This window comes from Hathewaya massiliensis (genome assembly GCF_902143515.1).
Taxonomy (GTDB): domain Bacteria; phylum Bacillota; class Clostridia; order Clostridiales; family Clostridiaceae; genus Hathewaya; species Hathewaya massiliensis.
In genome coordinates this window covers 316,508-336,128 of record NZ_CABFVD010000002.1, presented here as the reverse complement: position 1 = coordinate 336,128, position 19,621 = coordinate 316,508, and the positions used below count along the sequence as shown (strand labels likewise).

The following is a 19,621-nucleotide window of genomic DNA, read 5'->3' as shown; positions in this document are numbered from 1 at the left end:
TATCTTATTATCTATAATACTAAATTAACTTAAGTTTTATACTACTTTAAACACTGTATTTGTATTGCTTATACCATATTATAATGTTATATTAAAACTGTCTAGATTCATTTAGTATTTTACAGGCCTACCTTATGATTTGTCGTAAGGTTATATTAAAATAGTAATACACCATACTTTTATACTAAACTCTATAAAATATATAATTATATAATACAAACATATATTAGTCTATTATAAGTATTATTATACTTAGGAGGATATTCTCATGAAAAAAGCTTTCACATTCCTCATAACAGGAGTAGTTTCTGTTGGAATATTAGCAGGATTGACTTTAGGTAAATCTAATTCAAAAGTATTAGCTAATTCTCTTATAAACAACAATAAGCTCAGCAAATACAAGGCTGATTATAAATTTTCAATTAAAGATGCCCGGAATAATAACCCAATAAAATTATCTTTAAATGTTACTAATGACTTAAATGAAAGTAACAGTATTATAGATTCTAAAGTTAAAATAAAGGATATGAATGAAGAAGTCATTATTTATTCCACAAAAGATAAGGACTTTATAAAACTTCAAAACTTTGATAATTATATTTATTGTCCTAATACAACATCGAGTATAAATCTTCGTTTGGTAGCTTTTAATAAAAGTCTTGCCTACAAATCTTTTAAAAACTTTGAAAAATACATTTGTGACCTATCTTCAAAAAAGAAGATTAAACTAGAAAATCATAAAGATATGAAGGTTTTAAATTTAGAACTAAACCGTAACGAAATAAAAATTTTATATGATAAATTTATAGAAATAAATATGGGTGATGTAAAAGACTTGTTTATGGAAAATATAATAAATGAAAGTGAAACTTTAAACGATAAAAAACTTTCTCTTGATAATAGGGATACTTTAAAAGATAAAACCCAAAAGGAACTTGAACAATCTATTAACAATATAATTAGTAATGTATATATAGATAAAATGAAGGTAAGCTTATACATAGATAAAAATAAAAAGCTACTTAAAGAGTATAAGACTACCACTGAAGTATTAGTTAACGAGAAAAAATTTTTTATCAATTTAGATTATAAACTTATAGATTATGGAGACAGTGTCCAAGTTGAAAATGTGGATATAAAAAATGCCTTATCTTACGAAGAATTTTTAAAATCTAATTTTAAAAATTAGAAAAGGAGCTGTTACAAAGCAATTTATGCATTATGTAACAGCCCCTAATTTTTTATATAAATTATGCAATTTATCTGATCAATTTGATCTACTAATCCTATTTTCTTCAGGTTGTGTGTAAAGAGTGGGTACGTCCCTTAATAAGAATTTCTAAGCTTCTACTGTTTCTTCTTCAGAACCTTCATTTGACTTATTATCTCTTTCACCTGAAACAATAATAGCAAAGATTTCGTCCTCTTCATGAAGTACATCTATATCATCTGATAACTCTATATCTTTTAGCATTATTTTATCACCAAAAGTCTTGTTACCTATATCTAAATTTATAACCTCTGGAATGTGATCTGCCTTACCAGTAACCTCTATTTCATCAAAAAAAGTTTCTAGTAATAATCTCCTACTTATAAGGTTATCCACTCCATTAAAATTTATAGGTACCTTAACAGTAATATCTTCATTTTTTCCAAAAGCTTGTACATCTAAATGAACAATTCCATGTTTTATACTGTCCCTTTGAACATCCTTAACTACACAATTTTTTATTTCATCCTTTAACTTAACTTGTATAATTGAAGCTGCTGTTGCTTTTCTTAAAAGATTTTCTACCTTAACTTTATCAAATTTTATTGGAAGAGAATCTCCGCTTTCTTCTAGATACATTATGCCTGGAACAAATCCTTCTTTTCTTGCTTTTTTTCCTTTTTCATTTCTCTCTGCGGCTTTTATAAATAATTTACTCAAGACAATCTCCCCTTTCTTTTATAATAACTGTATTGAGTACGGGACTAATTACATTAATTTCATTTTATAATATATAGTTTCCACATTCAAGGTAGTTTCCTACTATTCCTACTTATTTAATAGTTTATTAATAAGTTATTTACACTTTTAACTTATATTAAGACTTTACGGTGAATATGTCACTTTAATTTTTACTCTTTATATTAGTAAGGAAATATAAAATAATATACAAAATCATACTTAGACTTCCAAACAATAAAGTAAATTTCATGCTCTTTTCATTTATATTCTCATTTAAAATCTTTAGTACTATCTTAGGATTAAATATATCCCAGCTATTAAATCTTATAAACCTTCCTAAATAAATAGCAAATCCACTCAATATATTTACAATTATTACAAAAATCCAAGATGCAAATTTACTAAGCTTAATTTTTATAATCTCCATGTTTAAATATAAAGATAAAAAACCTAAGATATATCCTAGCCATGCTCCTAAAACCATAATAAAAAAATCTATCCAAATGTTAAAATTGTCATTAAAAAGTATCTTAGGCTCACCATTATATGGGGAATACTTTGGATTAGGTATATAAAATTTATGACTTGAAAAATGCATTAAGTCAGTAAACAAATAATTAGTATTGGGATAAAAAAATAACCAAACAACTCCTAAGACTAAAATAGGAAACACATAATTCTTTTTCTCTTCCTTAATGCTTATTTTATAAATACAAGTAGACACCCCAAAAGGAATCCAAGCTAAGAATATATTCCATATCATAAAAGTTCTACTTTTATCACCATAACTCAATAAAAATATGGTATATAAAATTGAGGCTATAATTAAAAAATTTCTATAAGGTATAATTTCTATACCTTTTGAAATGGATTTTTTATGCTTCATTATATCACCTATCCTTATAGTAATATTTAAAGTTCTAAAACTTACATCAATATAATATTACCATATTTTTCTTTTATTTTGCCTTATTATCCTAAAGTTTTCTTAAATTTTTCTAAAAATTTTAAAGATAAGCCACATATGAACATTGTCCTCTAACACAGCATAAATAAAATAAAAAAATAAAACCATGTCCACTTTTATACTGCAAAAGTGAACATGGTTAACTTTAAATCTGTTTATAATTATAAACCTAAAAGTAAGGTTGCTACACTAAAGTATACTATTAATGCAAAAGCATCTACTATAGTTGTAATCAGTGGACCTGCCATAATAGCTGGGTCTAATTTAAACTTTTTAGCTATAATAGGAAGAACTCCTCCTACCACCTTCGCTAAAACTACAGTGAAAAATAAACTAATTGACACTGTAAGAGAAACATAAAATTCTGTTTTCTCTAAGAAATATATTCTAAGAAAGTTAAGTGTTGATAATGATATACCTACTATTAAACTTATTCTTAATTCCTTCCAAATTACTTTAAATATATCTGTAAGTTCTATATCACCTAAAGCAAGTCCTCTTATAATAAGTGTTGAAGATTGAGATCCTGCATTTCCGCCTGTATCCATAAGCATAGGTATAAATGCTGTTAAAATAACTACGGATTGTAATACGTCTTCAAATCCCTTTATTATATTTCCAGTAAAGGTAGCAGAAATCATAAGCACTAAGAGCCATATAATTCTGTGCTTTGCAAGGGTAAATACCCCTGTCTTTAAATACTCCTCTTCAGAAGGTGACATTGCTGCCATCTTTTGAAAGTCTTCTGTATTTTCTTCTTCTATTATATCTACAATGTCATCTATAGTTATTATACCAACTAACCTATTTTCATTATCTACCACTGGCAAAGATGTAAAATCATATTTTTTGAATAGATTTGCCACTTCTTCCTGATCTTCTAAAGTATGAGTATATATAATATCTGTGTGCATTATATCTTTAATTTTCACATCATTATCGCTTAATATTAATTTCCTTATAGATAATATCCCTTCTAATTTTCTGTTCTTATCTATAACATAACAGGTATTTATTGTTTCCTTATCTACCCCTGTGTGTTTTATATACTTTATAGCATCTTCAACAGTCATTTCTTTTTTAAGGTCTACATATTCTATAGTCATTATACTTCCAGCTGAATTTTCAGGATATCTTAAAAGTTGGTTTATAACTTTTCTCTTTTCCTCACTGGTACTTGTAAGTACTTTTTTAACCACATTAGCTGGCATCTCTTCTAAAAAATCCACTGTATCATCTATAAAAGATTCATTAATAATACCACTAAGTTCACTTTCTGTAATAGACTCTACTATATATCTTTTCTCTTCATAATGCATGTAAGAAAATACATCAGCTGCAATATCCTTTGGTAATATTCTAAAGATTATTATTAAATCTTCTCTCTCTACATCCTCTAAAAGCTGTGCAATATCTACTACGTTCTTATGAACTAATTCCTCTCTAGCTCTAACCAATTTGTTGTCCTTTAATAATTCTAATACTTTTTCCATAGGTATTACCTCCTTATTAAAGGAGAATCATAACCATATTAGTGATAGTTACATCTCCTATTTTATTCAATTGTAATTTTTCATTTTGCGAGCTCGGTAAGGGGCTAGCGTCCATAACTATCACCTGCTTTCTTTTATATAAATTATTATTTTTATAAACTATTATTTTTTATAAATTAGTTTTATATTATGTATCAAATTCACTACAAATCATAGCTTAAAAGCTAATTTGCAATTTAATGTGTTCAAATTAAAATATTTGAACCACCATTTCATTTTATAATATGATACGGAGTTTGACAACCCTAATTTTAAAAGTACCAACAAACTTTGTTGGTACTTTTCATACTTTCTTAAGGTAGCAAATTAGTGATGAAGTGAATTTCATATCAACATTGTCTTCTAAATCAGCCTATTATTTTATGTTCTTTTTAAGATATAAGTCCATCCTATACTTCCAAAACTTATATGCCTTTTCATTCTTTTCTCTTATAAACTCTAAAAATTCTTCTAAAACTCCATATTTATTTAACCCTTTCATAAAATGTCTTGGATATAATACAGTTTTAGTGTAATTATTTTTAGGATCTATAACAGTTAGAAAGTTATCCTTAGATATATAGATATCTTTACATCTTATGTCTAATTTTTTGAATTTAAGTCTTTTAAACTCCTCTATAAGTTTAAAAAAGTTATGAGCTATTTCTTTTGTTATACCATTCTTTTTAATATACTTATCTAGCCTTTCACCACCAACAAAATCTCTTACAATATAGTTACTACCGTAATCATAAACCTTCGGAAAATGATTACTTTTACTAGCCCTTTTTAAGATATCATATTCCCTTTCACAAACATTTTCATCATTAAAAAACTTTATGACCTTATTATCTGGTAGTTTATATACAATGCCATTATGACCACAGCCAAGGTATTCTCCTTTCCTTAAATATTCCTCTCCCTTTTTATCTAAGAACATAGAAAATTCCTTTTTCCTTTGCATCTTCTCACTTCCATGTTTATTACTATACTATATGGTATGTAAAATTTAAGAAGAGGGTTCATTAAGTTGAGAAACTTACTAAACCCTCTTCATTATTTTTAAGCTACCTTTTCTTCTTCAATATCATTATATATATCTAAGTTTAATTCTTTTTCTGAGTTTGCAACTATTACAGTACATACAGCATCCCCTGTAATATTAGTTGCTGTTCTAAACATGTCTACAATTCTATCTACACTTAAAACCAAAGCTATACCTTCCATTGGTAGTCCAATTTGTTGGAATACCATAGTAAGCATTACAACCCCTGCACTTGGTACGCCTGCAGTTCCTATAGAGGATAGAGTTGATGTAAGAACTATCATTATTTGTTGGTGAAAAGTTAGATTATAACCGAAAACTTGAGCTATAAATATAGCTGCTACACCTTGCATTATTGCTGTACCATCCATATTTACCGTAGCTCCTAATGGAATTGTAAAACTACTTACATTCTCAGAAACTCCAATCTTTTCATTACAAGTTTTCATATTTAAAGGTATAGTAGCATTACTACTAGAAGTACTAAATCCCATTAGCATAACAGGCCAAAACTTTTTAAAAAATGTAATTGGATTTACCTTTCCTAGTACCTTCAAGGCTCCTCCGTAAATAACAAAAGTATGAATAAATAATACAAAGACTACAACTAACACATACTTTATTAAAGAAAATAATACGGATGTCCCTTGACTCATTATTACTTGTGATATAAGTGCAAAAACTCCTATTGGTGCACCTAATATAACTATTGAAATAATTTTTAATAATATATTATTTATCTCTTCAAATAAAGTTACTACAGGTTTTGCTCTTTCCCCTATTAAGGTAATTGCAATTCCAAAAATTATAGCAAAGACAATTATTTGAAGCATATTCCCATTTACCATAGCCTCTATGGGATTTGTTGGAATCATATTTGTAAATATATCCATTATAAAAGGTGATTCTGCAGCCTTTACATTAGCTGCAACTTTAGAAGCTGTGCTTACTCCAGTTCCTGGATTTAATAAATTAGATATTGCTAAAGCTAAAGATACTGCAAAAGCTGTAGTTATAAGATAAAAACTTATAGTTTTTCCACCAATTCTACCAAGCTTTTTTATATCTCCTATACTTGCTGTTCCAACTGTTAATGAAAATAATACAAGTGGTACTACTACCATTTTTATTGATCTTAAAAACATAGTTCCTAAAGGTGAAAGTACCCACTTTATTGTCACTTCATTTATATGCTTAGGTAAAAATTTGTTAAATAGTATTCCAAAAATTATTCCTAAAAATAAGGATATAAGAATTTTACCCGTTAGAGATTTCTTTTGTTTTTTCATTCCTTTTCCCTCCATTTATACAACATGTTTATCATAATAATTCTTTCAATTTTGTTCTTATGTTTTCTTAGTTATGCAATATGTTTATCATGGTTCTTTCATTTGTGTTTCCGATAAATTATATCGCAATTTATATAATACACTATTTTATGAGGTTTTCAAGCTTTTTTTATGGTTTTTTCATAAATAATTTTATTTTTTTGAAGGATTTTATATTCATGACTTGCATAAATCTTTTAAAGGGAATCATATTTAGTATAATCATTTAAATATTCAAAGAAATGTCTTTAATGGATATAAACTATGACAAGAAAAAGTAATACTCCTAAAAAAGGTGTAACCAAACTATGGGCAAACTTTCGGGGATACTACTTTAAACTTCAAAATATTTCTCTTCATCAATTAGAAGTATGGATGCTATAAAGTACTTAGGGGAAGTAATCTTTCATAGCATTCCATATACGACTCTAAACATACACGGTACAGTATATATAAAATCTTTAATATTAGTTATAAAAAATATTATTTTTATAACTGAAGTTTTTATTAAAACAATAACTCTTATAAATTTTAGTATTAACACCTAAAGTAGCAGTTACACCTTTTTAAGAAGTATTACATCTAATTAATCCATTCAATAAACAGAGTGCGAGAGGAGTATTAGAACTGATATCCATGGTATAAATATAAATCTTTATTCTTTATTCTTAAAACAAAAACTGGTACAATAGCTTCTTGTACCAGAAGAATATTTAGTGTGTTTAACTTCATCGTTAAATCTTTTCAACATCATTGTTGAAGTTCCACATTCTTAAATATTTAGTAGTTATAGTTTATTCAATCTATAACATTTTAAGGGTTTTATTTATTTAAATGTTGATATGGAAAGCAATTTTAAAAAATAAAAAAATCCTAACCTTAGAGGTTAGGATGCTTATTCTCAATACATAATATATATTCTTTAAAATAACGCAGAAATTATATGTATATATGAACATTATAGCAACTGGCCTTCCCTCCGAAGGATCACTTAAGATTTTAGGCAGGTCTCCTGACTCAAGCTTAATCCTACTCCCTTACCTTCCCGTATTCACAGTGGTATTCAAGGTTTCGTAGCTTTTACAGTAGCGGGGGCTGTAGTGGAATTTAACCACTTTCCCTATTAATCTCTATAAAAAGAACCTAAAACTTTGTTCTAAAAATCATATTTAATTTTATTATTAATCTCTCTTAAAACTAATATATCATAAATATAAAAACTTTTCAAATAATAAAATAAAGTGTTTTCTGATCTATCATAAATTAAATAAGTTTAAATATAAGATACTAGGCATTAGATGCCTTTTTCTTTATTTTTCGTACTAAAAAACCTATAATTATACATATAATATAAATCAATAAAGGAGTGAAAATTACTATAGAATAATTATCCTTAACAAAATTTAAATTACCAAAGCAATAGCCAGCTAAGTTTAGTGGCACTATCCATAAAATTCCGCCTATAATATTATATAAGAAAAATTCACTATACCTCATATCACTTAATCCTGCTATAAATGGTATAAAAGTTCTTATTACAGGTATATACCTTGCTATTATCAAAGTTTTCCCTCCATTTTTTTTATAAAAGTTTTTTGCCTTATCTAGGTATCCCTTTTTTAATATAAAATATCCTATCTTGCTTTTTAAAATCCTTAATCCTAAAAATTTTCCTATATGATAATTTACAATTCCTCCTAACACTGATGCTAGAATAAGAGTTGCCATTAATGCATATAAGTTTATAATCTTTAAAGATGCAAAGGTTCCTGCAATAAACATAAGGGAGTTTCCCGGTAAAAATGGAGTTAATATAATACCTGTCTCTAAAAAAACTATGCTAAACATTAATATGTATGCCAAATGTCCGAAATTAAAAATTATTATTTCTAAATAATCTTCAAGATTAAATACTATATCTAAAATATAAATTAGTATTTTCATTGTATCCCTACCTTTTAATCTCATATATAAATTCCCTCTACTTAAATCTTAAAAGAGCAATCTATACACTTAGTTCTTATGCCCCTTATGGAAAATTGAGAAACACAATTCCAGAGCATTACATCCTTAGTTTACATAAAATAAAACCATAACACAAGGTTAATTACTAAACCTTACTATTATGGTTCTTAAAACATTTAGATTAATCTAAAGAATAATTATGATAGTCATCAACTTCATCTACATTTAGTTCTTTTTTATTTTCGTTATTATACCCACAATAATCGTCGTAACCACAAAATTCACTCTTATCTCCACAAACTTTACACATTTGTTTTATTGAATTTGTTTCTTCTCCCATATTTTCTTCGGCAGTAATATTTTTTTGCTGCTTATGCTTTATTATAGCCTTCGCTGCTCCTACCCCTATTAGTGCAGCTACACTGCTAAATAAAATTTTTTTACCTTTGCCCATAATACCACTCCTTTGAATAAATTTAACCCCTTATTATATAAAAACTTTAATAGTTTTATAAACAATTATTTTTTATTCCATAAATTTTGTTTTATTCTTTATACCTTCTATCACTTTTCTGAATTTTTAGATAACTCATCTTTTATATAATATATGTAAATAAATAATTATTGATACCTGTACTATAATCTTCAACTTATAATATTTCGCTATCTTTATAAATATTATACCCTATAATAATATATTTTGTTCAATTTATAGAGAACTTTTTTACAAAATTCAAAATAAATTTTTTATTAATATAATATCTATATCTGCCATATGTCACTTCTAGAATTTTTCATATGGCACACATAGATTTGTACATTGTGTAGCTCTTATTATATGTTAATTTAAAATATGCTAAAACCTCTTAATTGCATATAAAACCTATCTATTTTTTATTATATCTTCAGCTTTAACATAAGGATTATTATATCTTAATTTATTAATTGTCCTTTTACCTATCTGTATAGAAGAAACTGGACAATATTGAATGCATGCCATACAGTCTTGACATTTATTATTCCAACTTGGTTTCCCATCTATTAATTTTATATTATCTACAGGGCATATTCTCTCACATAATCCACATGAAACGCATTTATCATCTGAGAAAAAATCTTCATCTCTTTTTCCTACATTTTTTATAAATTTTTTGTATACAGGTTTTGATATAAGTCCTATAATACTATTCTTATACCCATTCTCACTTGAGTTTTTAATATTATTACATACCTCTTCAAGCTTAGTTTTAGACTTATCTATTATTTTTTTATTATACTCATTATCTTTCATTTTAAACATTCTAATATAATTATCTGGCATATTAATATAAGCATTATAATTTAATTTAAGCCCTTTTTCTTTTAAAATAAAGTCCATTTGCCTCATGCAATCTCCATTACTCTTGCCACCTCTTGTACATACAGCAAATATATACGGTTTATTTTCACTATGTTTTATTTTACTTAAAAATCTTAAAACTATCTCAGGTAAACCCCAGCAATATAAGGGGAAAACTATTCCCACCTTTTCAAATCCACTTATATCTATGTCCTCTTTCATAACTCCTTCTATAGAAGCAAATTTGCAGTTTTCTAAACTACTACATATATTCTTTGCCACATAGTAGGAGTTGCCTGTGCCTGTAAAATAATATATTATATTAGCCATATACTTCCTCCAAAATTATTAATTTAACATTATAATTTATGAATAATTTATGCTTTTTTTAATTTATGACTTTTAAATAATTATTACTGAACTTAATAAATGGTGCCCTATTATCTAAAAACCTTATCAATATAGATTTTTATAACTGCCATAACAGGTACAGAAAGAATCATTCCAACAACTCCATATAATCCTCCTCCTAGAGTAACTGCAAGCATTACTAAAAAAGGACTCAAACCAACTTTGTCTCCAATAAGTTTAGGATCTAGGTACCATCCATCAAACTGTTGAAGTAAAAATAAAAATCCTACAACCACTAAAGCTTTAACAGGGCTATCAAAGACATTTATAAGTCCACCTATAAACATGCCTATAAATGGTCCAAAATAAGGTATCATATTTGTAACACCTACTGCTATAGCAATTAATAAGGTATATGGTGATCCTATTACAATTAATCCTATTAAAGCTATGACACCTATAATCAATGAATCTAATGCCTTTGTTCCTATATATGTTCCTATCATGGTATTTAAAGTCTTAATAAGCTGTGTTATCCTATCCCCATTTTTCTTTTTAAAAGTCTTATAAATAAGCTTCTCACCTGTGGATAAAAATTTCTCTTTATCAAATAATACATAAATAGCAACAAAAAATCCAAATATCCATTTAATAAAATAATTTGTAATTGAAAATACGTTTCCTAAAAATGAATTTAATAAAGTCATAGAAAATTTACTTACCTTAGAAATAAGAACATCTGGCTTAAAACTTTTTCCCATGTCTGAATTAATTAAGGTACTTAGTCTTCCGTTACTTGTAAAATTTTCTATCCACTTTTCAGTTTCTGATGCATAGTAAGGAATGTTTCTAACCATATCAATAACGCTAGATGTTATCTTAGGTAAAAGATAAATTATGATTATTAGAAGTACACCTATTATAATAATATAAGTTAAAAGTATACTTATTCCCCTTTTTAATTTAAACCTCTTTTCAAAGAAATTCATAATAGGAGCTAATATGTACGCTATAATAATCCCATAAATAAAGGGGCTAACAATGGAATATATAGTGCCTATACCATTTTTCCAGTAATCTACATTATCTATTAATTTAATAAAAGTAACAGATAGAAAAACAACTAGAAGCATAGCAATAGCCACAGGAATTATTATGTCCATGTATTTACGATTTTTGTATTTTTCGAAATTCAAGTTCCCCATTCCTCTCTTATTTTATATCTTAAGTATACCATAATGGTAAGTTATTAAAAGAGTGCATTTTAAAATATTTTTTAAACAAATCTTGACCATTAATTCCCTGTACTTCACTTTTACAATAGGCTAAAATAGATTTGGGGTGTTATAAAAATATTATACTAAGGAGATTTTTCATGAAAAAATTATCTTGTTTTATGGTTATCTTAGGGGCTACCTTTTGGGGTATTATTGGAATATTTGTAAAAGGCTTGTACGATTTAGGTTTCTCTTCTATTCAAATATCCTTTTTAAGGGTATTTAGTGCAGCTATAATATTATCTATTTATGTTTTACTCACTAATAAAAAAGCTTTTAAAATAAAGTTTAGAGATATCTATTATTTTATTGGTACTGGAATTATTAGTATAGTTATCTTTAATTATTGCTACTTTGTAGCTATTAAAGAAACTTCCCTTTCAGTTGCTGCTATTTTACTTTACACAGCACCATCCTTTGTAACAGTTTTTTCTTATTTAATTTTTAAAGAGAAAATTACTTTGAATAAACTTATATCTTTAATATTAACTTTCCTAGGATGTATATTAGTTACAGGGTACTTTGATAGTTCTTCTAATAAAGTATCAACCATTGGCTTATTTTGTGGTATAGGTTCTGGAATTGCATATGCCCTTTATAGCATATTTGGCAAACTCGCCTTAAAAAAATATAGTTCAATGACTGTAACTCTTTATTCTTTTATTCTGGCTACTATAGGGGCTTTCCCCTTAATACCAATAAAAAAAACATTTTCCCTAACGCTTAATACTAAAGTAATTGCATATACCCTTGGTCTTGGTTTATTTTCAACAGTTTTAGCTTTTCTTTTCTACACAATTGGCCTAGAAAACTTAGAACCAAGTAAAGCTTCAATTTTAGCAACTGTTGAACCTGTAGTGGCTACACTAACTAGCTTAATTGTTTTTAAACAACCAATGAGTATATCCCAAATTGAGGGCATTATGTTAGTGATTTGCGCCCTTTTAATTGTTGGATTAAATAAAAAGTTTACTTTTAGGGAAAAAACTAAAGCTGAAGAAAATAACCTAGAAATGTAATATATTTTAGAATCATAATATATTTTAGAATAACAATATATTGTAAAGGTTTAGTATGCTATAAAGGTTTAATATATTACCAAATCATTATATACTGAATAATAGTCCTAAGTAATACAAAAACCATATATAAAAAGAAATGAACCTTCTTTTTATATATGGTTTTATTCCTTATAAAGCAAGTTATTAGATTCAGAATAAATTCTTACTCCCATATAACTTTGTTGCTTTATCCAAGGCTTTACAATTTATTATCTTTAAAAGAAATTCTTACTTCTATTAAGCTTAAAAGTCTTAGTACTTTAATACTAATGACAACTATGGTCAGTACAACTATCTGCAATAGAAAATGCAGCTAATTGATTATTTTGTAATTTTGCAATATTTTCTTTAAAGTTTACATTGCTATCTGCCTTGTATACCTTTATTCCCATGTCATTTAATTTTTTAATAGCTCCTGCTCCAATGCCACTTACTAAAACCATGTCAATTTCTTGCCCACATAAGGCTTTAATAGGTTGGCACTTTCCATGTTCATGATTTAAATCACCATTATTAATTACTTTAATTTCTTCTTTTTCTGAATCAAAGACTAAAAAAAATGGTGCTGAACCAAAGTGGTTAAAAGGCACGCTTTCTAATCCTTGATTCTCCTTAACTGGCATACATATCTTCATAACAATACCTCCAAATAATTTATTTAAATTTTATTTTTGTATTTGCAACACTTATCTCCATTTTCTCTACAAAGAACTCTACACTTATTAGGAAGATGAACTCCTAAGTTACCGTAATCTAAGTCCTTATCTACTAGACTTTTTATAAAATCTGATGCCTGCTTAAGACATTGGTTTTCTATATTATAGTGAACATAATATCCAACTTTTTCTCCCTTAATAATCCCTGATTCTTTTAAAATTTTTATATGTTGTGACACCGCTGCCTCTGATATATCTAAATGTTTTGCTATACCTTTTGCACAAATTTTTTTCTTAGATAATATAATCAAAATTTTAAGTCTGGTTTCATCACTTAAGGCTTTAAATATTTGAATTTTATCTTCCATTTTTATCTCCTTATTAGTTAAGTAAGTGCTTAATTAAATAATAACACACTTAATTATATTTTTCAAATTTTTAAGTTTTAAAATTATGTACAGATGAAACTTTCACACAAAAATAAAAATAGAACTAAATCCTTATTTAGTCCTATTTTTTAAGTATCACTTAATTTGATTACTTATTAAGCTATTCTTTTATATCTTCAATTATATATTTTATGTTTTTATACCCATTATTCTCTGCATTGATAAAGAGCTCTTCTAGTAAAACTTCATCCTTGCAATAAACCCTAAAATAAGAACAGTCACTAGCTAATACCATAAGCTCACAACTACTATTTAAAAACTCCTTATGTGAACCTATCCTTTCTATATCCATTTCCTTTGGAAAGGCTTTAATCTCAGCAAATATAACATAATACTTCTTTTTTATTAAATTTTTAAATTCCTCACCACTAATAATCTCTTCTTCAAAAAGCCACTTTTCAATTAAAGTATCATTAAGAGTTAAGTATATCTCATCATTTTCAATATACCATTTATAATTTTCACATTTAACAGGTTCTAATATAGAGTTTAGAAAACTTCCATATTCATTTGGAATTTCAAAACTTAATCCTAACTTCACAGAGCTCACCTCACTTTTAATACTACAAATATATTATATCACTAAGAAGTGGTTTTAAAATTAAAGTACATCTATTCCTACTATTTTCATTAAAAACTTTGCATTAGTTGTGGTGGATTTACCATTCTTTAGCTTATAATCAAAATATATTTTATCATCTTTATAATGCTCTGAAAAATGATAATTCACTATTCTACTATACTTCTCTAATTCACATAACTCTAAATCATGTGTAGTTATAGCTCCTATTATTCCTTCACTATTTAAATTTCCTAAAACAGTTTTAGCTCCAAGAATTCTATCTAGAGAATTTGTCCCTCTAAATATTTCATCTATTAAAAATATCATGCTTTTATTTTCTTTAGATTCTTTTATTATTTCTTTAATCCTCATAAGTTCTGCATAAAAAGTAGATATTCCGTTATTTAAGTCATCTGTTATCCTCATAGATGTAAAAATATCTAATATGGAACAACTCATTTCCTTTGCACAAACCGGTGCACCACTATAAGCTAGAACTAAATTAATTCCAATGGTTCTTAAAAATGTAGTCTTCCCTGACATATTAGATCCTGTAATAATAAAAATATTATTATTCATTACTAGATCGTTTGCAACTCTGTCCTTAGAATTTATAAGAGGATGTCCAAGCTGCCTTGACTCTACTTTAGGAACTTTTCCATGTTCTATCTTAGGATATGAAACCTCTTCATTTATATGAGTCAAAACACTTAAACTCATAAGACTCTCTATTTCCCCTATTAACTCTAAAGACTCTCTAATTTTATTTCCATATTTTCTTCTCCAAGCTTCTAAGGAAAATACACACTGATAATCCCAAAGTAAAAATATATTTAACAGCATATAAAGGAATCCATTATATCTTAAATTAACCTTTTCAGATATTTTCCCTAATTCCTTAATGGCAATCATAGATGAGTTTTCTTCCTTAAATAATTTAACCTTTATAACTTTTAACTTTTCTGAAGAAAACTCCTCTCCCTCTATAAGTTTTAGTATATGTACATAAGTGTCTAAATTGTATTTAAAATTTCCAATGTCCCCTAAAATATTGTTCAGCTTTAAAAATCCCATAGCCCATATTAGTATCTGTAGAATAATTATTAAAGGAACTAAAATACGAAATTTACTTATATTAAAAGATGAAATCACTAAAATTAAGGGGAATGTAATTAATGGTAATGTATATATAAATCCTTTTAGACCTTTTGATTTTATTAGTACATCAGAATCCTCTGCATAATTTACTAATTTTTCTGGACTGTTTAATTTCTTTTTATGTTTTCCTGTGATATACTCCATCTCTTCACATAGATCTAATTTCTCATGTAATTCCTTTATAGCTTCTTGTCTTAAAGTTATTTCCTCTAAACTATACTCTCCATTTAGTAAATCCTTACCTAAACGCTTTCTACCATTAAAAGTATTAGTAATATTTATAAGTTGAAAGATTGATTTTTGCCCTACTATATCTAAATCTCTAGAATATTTATGGCTATGGTCTATAAATTCTTCCCCTACATCTTCAAAACTAACCCAATCTCCATTAATTCTATCCAAATACTTCTGATTTATCTTTATAATTTCTTTAGAAAAGTTTAATTTATCCTTGAACTTTTTATGATATATAATTAGTACTACAAAAACTGCATAAAAGCTAAACATAAGAAATAAGTTTAAACTATTAAATCCTTTCTTTAAACCATCATAAGTGAAATATATACCTAAAACCATAGCTAATAACCTTATAATAGAAAGCTTATTGCATGTCTTTGTATAATCGGCCACATTCTTTTTATGATCTTCTATTCTTAATTCAAATTTATCTTTCTTCACAAATAATATTTAGTAAGAGGGTGTATTATAAATACCAAACTCTCACTAAATCCTCCTTTCTTTCTTACTATTCACTTTCTAGTGTCTAATAAGTTATTTTATATTTCTAATTTTATACTATAATTCATAAAATTTATAGTTATTTATAAAAATATATTTTATTAATGACTACTTCTTTAATTCCTCTAAAGACAAGAACTCTGTTTATTAAACAACCTAAAAAAACAACCTAGCTAATTTAAATTAACTAGATTGTTTTACATAGTTATTATTCTTCCCTATATATGCAATTGTATTCCCCATTATCCACTGTGAATACGGTTTCTATATCCTCTGTTAACAGGTTGTCTAATTGCTTATCATAAGTAAATTTAACACCTATACCACAATTGGAGCTTATCTTTCTAGGTACAGGCATAGATTGATTTTTTATATCTAAACTCTTTAAGTACCTACTAAACTTTATAGCCCCAGAATGGGTAAAAAATGTTGCTATATAATCCATATATCCTACTTTCTTGCAGAGAGTATAAATTCTTCTTCATCTATATCTTTTATAGTAACTTTATATCCTGCATTTTTCATAAATCTTTCTACATTTCCTCTAGCAGTTGTGTTATCGACCATAACATCTATACCTTGAGGATTGTTTTCTAAAGCTTTTTTTGTCATAAGTACTGGTTGAGGACAAGATACTCCTCTAGCATCAATTTGTTCCAACTTTTACATCTCCCTTCACTTTAGCTTTTTCAGTTTTTTCCATATTGAAATAAGAAATACCACAAACTATTACAAATCCTATTATTACTGCAACTTTTCCATTTAATGTTGCTCCCTTAGGACTTGAAGCTAAACCAAAGTTATGACAGAAAGCTGCTCCTACAAACATTCCTATTACAGTTATAACAGAATCTATATTTCCTTCTCCTGATAAAATAAGTTGTCTCATAGGGCATCCACCAAGTAATACACAGCCCCATCCTGCAAGAACCATACCTAAAAAGTTCCATAATGCATCTGTATGAGCAACAGGTTGTCCTACAAATCCTAATTTAAACTTTCCTATAACTAAGTTTCCTATAAGTGCAAATACAAATATAGCTACAAAACCAGATAGTAGATACGTATCTTTAAACATTATTAAATCTCTAATTCCACCTACCATACATAATCTTGTTTTTTGAGCTAAAACTCCTACAACTAGTCCTGCTATTAAAGCAATAGCTATTGGAGCATGAGCAGCCCCTGGTCCTTTTTTACTAAATAATATGAAAGCTGGTGCAGTAACTAATAATACGAAAAGCCCTATATTAACTGCTGGAAATAAATATCCTTCAGCTTTATTTAACTTATAATTTCTTCTTAAACTAAATCCTTTATTTAAGAAGAAAATACCTATAACTATTCCTACAACAAAGCCAACAAGTCCCATTATAGCAGTTAAGTCTCCACCTGCAAGTCTTAATACCATTCTTAATGGACATCCAAGGAACATTAAAGCTCCTACCATAACTATAAAACCTAAAGTAAATCTTATAAATGGTGAAGAACCGCCCTTTGTTGAAAACTCTTTACCAAAAATAGACATAATAAATGCCCCTATTACAAGGCCTATAACTTCTGGTCTTATGTACTGAACGATTGGTGCTCTATGTAGACCTAAACCTCCTGCTATATCTCTTATAAAACAAGCAATACAAAATCCCATATTTACTGGATTCCCAAAGTAAACTAAAAGTGCAGAAATAATACCAACTATAGCTCCGGTTACTATAATACCCTTTTTACTATCCATGTTTTACAACTCCCTCCTTATTTGTTAATATAATAAATAGATAATTACACACATCATTTTTATTTTAATAAAGTCTGAACATTTTGTTAAATCGTTTTTTGTAATAGGTTGTCATATGTCTATAGATAATACCAACATGACCATGTATTCCTATAGTGATCTGTATAATTAATTTAATAGCTTGCAACAAGAAAGTGAGGTGTATGTGGCAGATTAGGGTGTTACCTATAATTAAGTAACATTTCCTACATCCACACAAGCAAGTGTGGTCTTCTTGCCGTGATTATATGAAAAATGTTTATTTAGATAATGGAGCTACATCTTTTCCTAAGGCTCCTGAAGTTCCTGAAGCCATGATGAATTACATAAAAAATGTGGGTTGTAATGTTAATAGGGGAGTATATGCTTCTTCCTTAGATGCGGAAAACATAGTTTTTGAGACAAGAGAATTGCTCTGTGCTTTATTTAATTTTAAAAAGCCTGAAAGCGTAATATTTACAAAAAATATAACTGAAAGCTTAAATACTTTAATTAAGGGACTATTAAAAAAAGGTGATCATGTTATAGTATCCTCCATGGAGCACAATGCAGTTATGCGTCCACTTTCCTCCTTAAGTAAAAGAGGAGTAGAAATATCAAAGGTTCAATGTGATATATTAGGAAGACTTAATCCTAAAGACATTTTAGAGCATATAAAGCCCAATACAAAAGCTATTATTATGACCAATGCCTCTAATGTTTGTGGAACCATACTCCCCCTAGAAGAAGTAGGTAAGATTTGTAAGGAAAATAATTTAATTTTTATAGTGGATTCTGCTCAAACAGCTGGATTTTTAGATATTGATTTTAATAAAATCAATGTAGATGCCTTAGCCTTTGCAGGTCATAAATCACTTTTAGGTCCACAAGGAATTGGAGGGTTTATTATAAAAGATTCCCTAATTCCAAAGGTAGATTCCTTTATAGAAGGAGGAACTGGAAGCCTTTCAGAACAAGAAACTCAGCCAGAGTATATGCCTGATAAATATGAAAGTGGAACCTTAAATATACCAGGAATTTATGGGCTAAATGCTTCCTTAAAATATCTTAATAAAATTAGCCTAAACACAATTAGAGAAAAAGAACTCTATCTTACAAATATGTTTATAGAGAAAATTTTAAATTTAAAAGATGTTAAATTAATTGGATTAAATACTATAGAAAATAGAACCCCTGTTGTCTCCTTAGACTTTACTAAACTAGACAATGGTGAGGTTTCCTCAATTTTAGCTAATGAATATAATATAATGACAAGATGTGGACTTCACTGTGCCCCATCAGCTCATAAAACCCTAAACACTTTCCCAAGGGGCACTGTAAGATTTAGCTTTGGACATTTTAATACTGTAGAAGATATTGATTATACTGCTGATTGTTTAAATAAGATAATAAAGTTGTAAAAATTCATTATTACTATTATTAATTAAATATTAGACTTTCGCAGCTATAAAATTTGTATTTCCTTTAT

The 19,621-nt window shown here is 27.5% G+C and carries 19 protein-coding genes and 1 riboswitch; of the genes, 3 read left to right on the top strand and 16 right to left on the bottom strand.

Going from position 1 to position 19,621, the window contains the following annotated elements; all coding sequences use genetic code 11:
• The first annotated feature begins 268 nt into the window (after positions 1 to 268).
• Entirely contained in the window at positions 269 to 1,189 is a 921-nt protein-coding gene (locus tag FNZ64_RS06830; protein WP_142414093.1) for a hypothetical protein, read from the top strand.
• Between the two features lie 150 nt (positions 1,190 to 1,339).
• On the opposite strand, the gene FNZ64_RS06825 is transcribed toward FNZ64_RS06830, so the two are convergent.
• The 9 genes from FNZ64_RS06825 to FNZ64_RS06785 form a co-directional block, all read right to left on the bottom strand.
• On the bottom strand, positions 1,340 to 1,930 hold the full coding sequence (locus FNZ64_RS06825; RefSeq protein WP_185903705.1) for a 50S ribosomal protein L25: 591 nt from the start codon (positions 1,928 to 1,930) through the stop codon (positions 1,340 to 1,342).
• Between the two features lie 184 nt (positions 1,931 to 2,114).
• Positions 2,115 to 2,837 (bottom strand): DUF1361 domain-containing protein, encoded by a 723-nt coding sequence (locus FNZ64_RS06820; RefSeq protein WP_142414091.1) that lies wholly within the window; start codon positions 2,835 to 2,837, stop codon positions 2,115 to 2,117.
• 242 nt (positions 2,838 to 3,079) lie between these two features.
• On the bottom strand, positions 3,080 to 4,411 hold the full coding sequence (mgtE, locus tag FNZ64_RS06815; protein WP_142414090.1) for a magnesium transporter: 1,332 nt from the start codon (positions 4,409 to 4,411) through the stop codon (positions 3,080 to 3,082).
• Between the two features lie 415 nt (positions 4,412 to 4,826).
• Complete coding sequence (locus FNZ64_RS06810) at positions 4,827 to 5,414, bottom strand: serine/threonine-protein kinase (protein ID WP_142414089.1); 588 nt, start codon at positions 5,412 to 5,414, stop codon at positions 4,827 to 4,829.
• A gap of 98 nt (positions 5,415 to 5,512) precedes the next feature.
• The gene (locus FNZ64_RS06805; RefSeq protein WP_142414088.1) at positions 5,513 to 6,784 is read right to left on the bottom strand and encodes a dicarboxylate/amino acid:cation symporter; all 1,272 of its coding nucleotides are present in this window, start codon (positions 6,782 to 6,784) and stop codon (positions 5,513 to 5,515) included.
• Positions 6,785 to 7,808: 1,024 nt separating this feature from the next.
• A riboswitch (cobalamin riboswitch) is annotated at positions 7,809 to 7,985 on the bottom strand.
• 125 nt (positions 7,986 to 8,110) lie between these two features.
• Positions 8,111 to 8,791 carry a VTT domain-containing protein gene (locus tag FNZ64_RS06800; RefSeq protein ID WP_142414087.1) on the bottom strand — a complete coding sequence of 227 codons (681 nt, stop codon included), beginning with the start codon at positions 8,789 to 8,791 and terminating at the stop codon, positions 8,111 to 8,113.
• A gap of 178 nt (positions 8,792 to 8,969) precedes the next feature.
• Positions 8,970 to 9,242 (bottom strand): hypothetical protein, encoded by a 273-nt coding sequence (locus FNZ64_RS06795; RefSeq protein ID WP_142414086.1) that lies wholly within the window; start codon positions 9,240 to 9,242, stop codon positions 8,970 to 8,972.
• A 429-nt stretch (positions 9,243 to 9,671) separates the two neighbouring features.
• Positions 9,672 to 10,457: an EFR1 family ferrodoxin gene (locus FNZ64_RS06790; protein ID WP_142414085.1), complete on the bottom strand. Its 786-nt coding sequence runs from the start codon at positions 10,455 to 10,457 to the stop codon at positions 9,672 to 9,674.
• A 110-nt stretch (positions 10,458 to 10,567) separates the two neighbouring features.
• Complete coding sequence (locus tag FNZ64_RS06785; RefSeq protein ID WP_243129217.1) at positions 10,568 to 11,674, bottom strand: AI-2E family transporter; 1,107 nt, start codon at positions 11,672 to 11,674, stop codon at positions 10,568 to 10,570.
• Between the two features lie 179 nt (positions 11,675 to 11,853).
• On the opposite strand from FNZ64_RS06785, the gene FNZ64_RS06780 reads away from it, so the two are divergent.
• Positions 11,854 to 12,774: a DMT family transporter gene (locus tag FNZ64_RS06780; protein WP_142414083.1), complete on the top strand. Its 921-nt coding sequence runs from the start codon at positions 11,854 to 11,856 to the stop codon at positions 12,772 to 12,774.
• Between the two features lie 308 nt (positions 12,775 to 13,082).
• Here the strand turns inward: FNZ64_RS06780 and FNZ64_RS06775 are convergent, their stop codons facing one another.
• From FNZ64_RS06775 to yedE, 7 genes are all read right to left on the bottom strand, one after another.
• Positions 13,083 to 13,451, bottom strand: a complete 369-nt coding sequence (locus tag FNZ64_RS06775) for a NifB/NifX family molybdenum-iron cluster-binding protein (protein ID WP_142414082.1) — start codon at positions 13,449 to 13,451, stop codon at positions 13,083 to 13,085.
• Positions 13,452 to 13,474: 23 nt separating this feature from the next.
• Positions 13,475 to 13,840 carry an ArsR/SmtB family transcription factor gene (locus FNZ64_RS06770; RefSeq protein ID WP_142414081.1) on the bottom strand — a complete coding sequence of 122 codons (366 nt, stop codon included), beginning with the start codon at positions 13,838 to 13,840 and terminating at the stop codon, positions 13,475 to 13,477.
• Between the two features lie 181 nt (positions 13,841 to 14,021).
• Positions 14,022 to 14,462, bottom strand: a complete 441-nt coding sequence (locus FNZ64_RS06765) for a DUF2691 family protein (protein ID WP_185903704.1) — start codon at positions 14,460 to 14,462, stop codon at positions 14,022 to 14,024.
• Positions 14,463 to 14,522: 60 nt separating this feature from the next.
• Positions 14,523 to 16,319: a MutS family DNA mismatch repair protein gene (locus FNZ64_RS06760; protein WP_142414079.1), complete on the bottom strand. Its 1,797-nt coding sequence runs from the start codon at positions 16,317 to 16,319 to the stop codon at positions 14,523 to 14,525.
• A 268-nt stretch (positions 16,320 to 16,587) separates the two neighbouring features.
• Positions 16,588 to 16,824 carry a putative Se/S carrier protein gene (locus tag FNZ64_RS06755; protein ID WP_142414078.1) on the bottom strand — a complete coding sequence of 79 codons (237 nt, stop codon included), beginning with the start codon at positions 16,822 to 16,824 and terminating at the stop codon, positions 16,588 to 16,590.
• A 5-nt stretch (positions 16,825 to 16,829) separates the two neighbouring features.
• Positions 16,830 to 17,039 carry a sulfurtransferase TusA family protein gene (locus FNZ64_RS06750; RefSeq protein WP_142414077.1) on the bottom strand — a complete coding sequence of 70 codons (210 nt, stop codon included), beginning with the start codon at positions 17,037 to 17,039 and terminating at the stop codon, positions 16,830 to 16,832.
• Positions 17,026 to 18,114, bottom strand: a complete 1,089-nt coding sequence (yedE, locus tag FNZ64_RS06745) for a YedE family putative selenium transporter (protein WP_142414076.1) — start codon at positions 18,112 to 18,114, stop codon at positions 17,026 to 17,028. The genes FNZ64_RS06750 and yedE overlap by 14 nt, the downstream gene beginning before the upstream one ends.
• 287 nt (positions 18,115 to 18,401) lie before the next feature.
• Between yedE and FNZ64_RS06740 the strand changes: the two genes are divergently transcribed.
• On the top strand, positions 18,402 to 19,553 hold the full coding sequence (locus tag FNZ64_RS06740; RefSeq protein ID WP_142414075.1) for an aminotransferase class V-fold PLP-dependent enzyme: 1,152 nt from the start codon (positions 18,402 to 18,404) through the stop codon (positions 19,551 to 19,553).
• Positions 19,554 to 19,621: the final 68 nt, after the last annotated feature.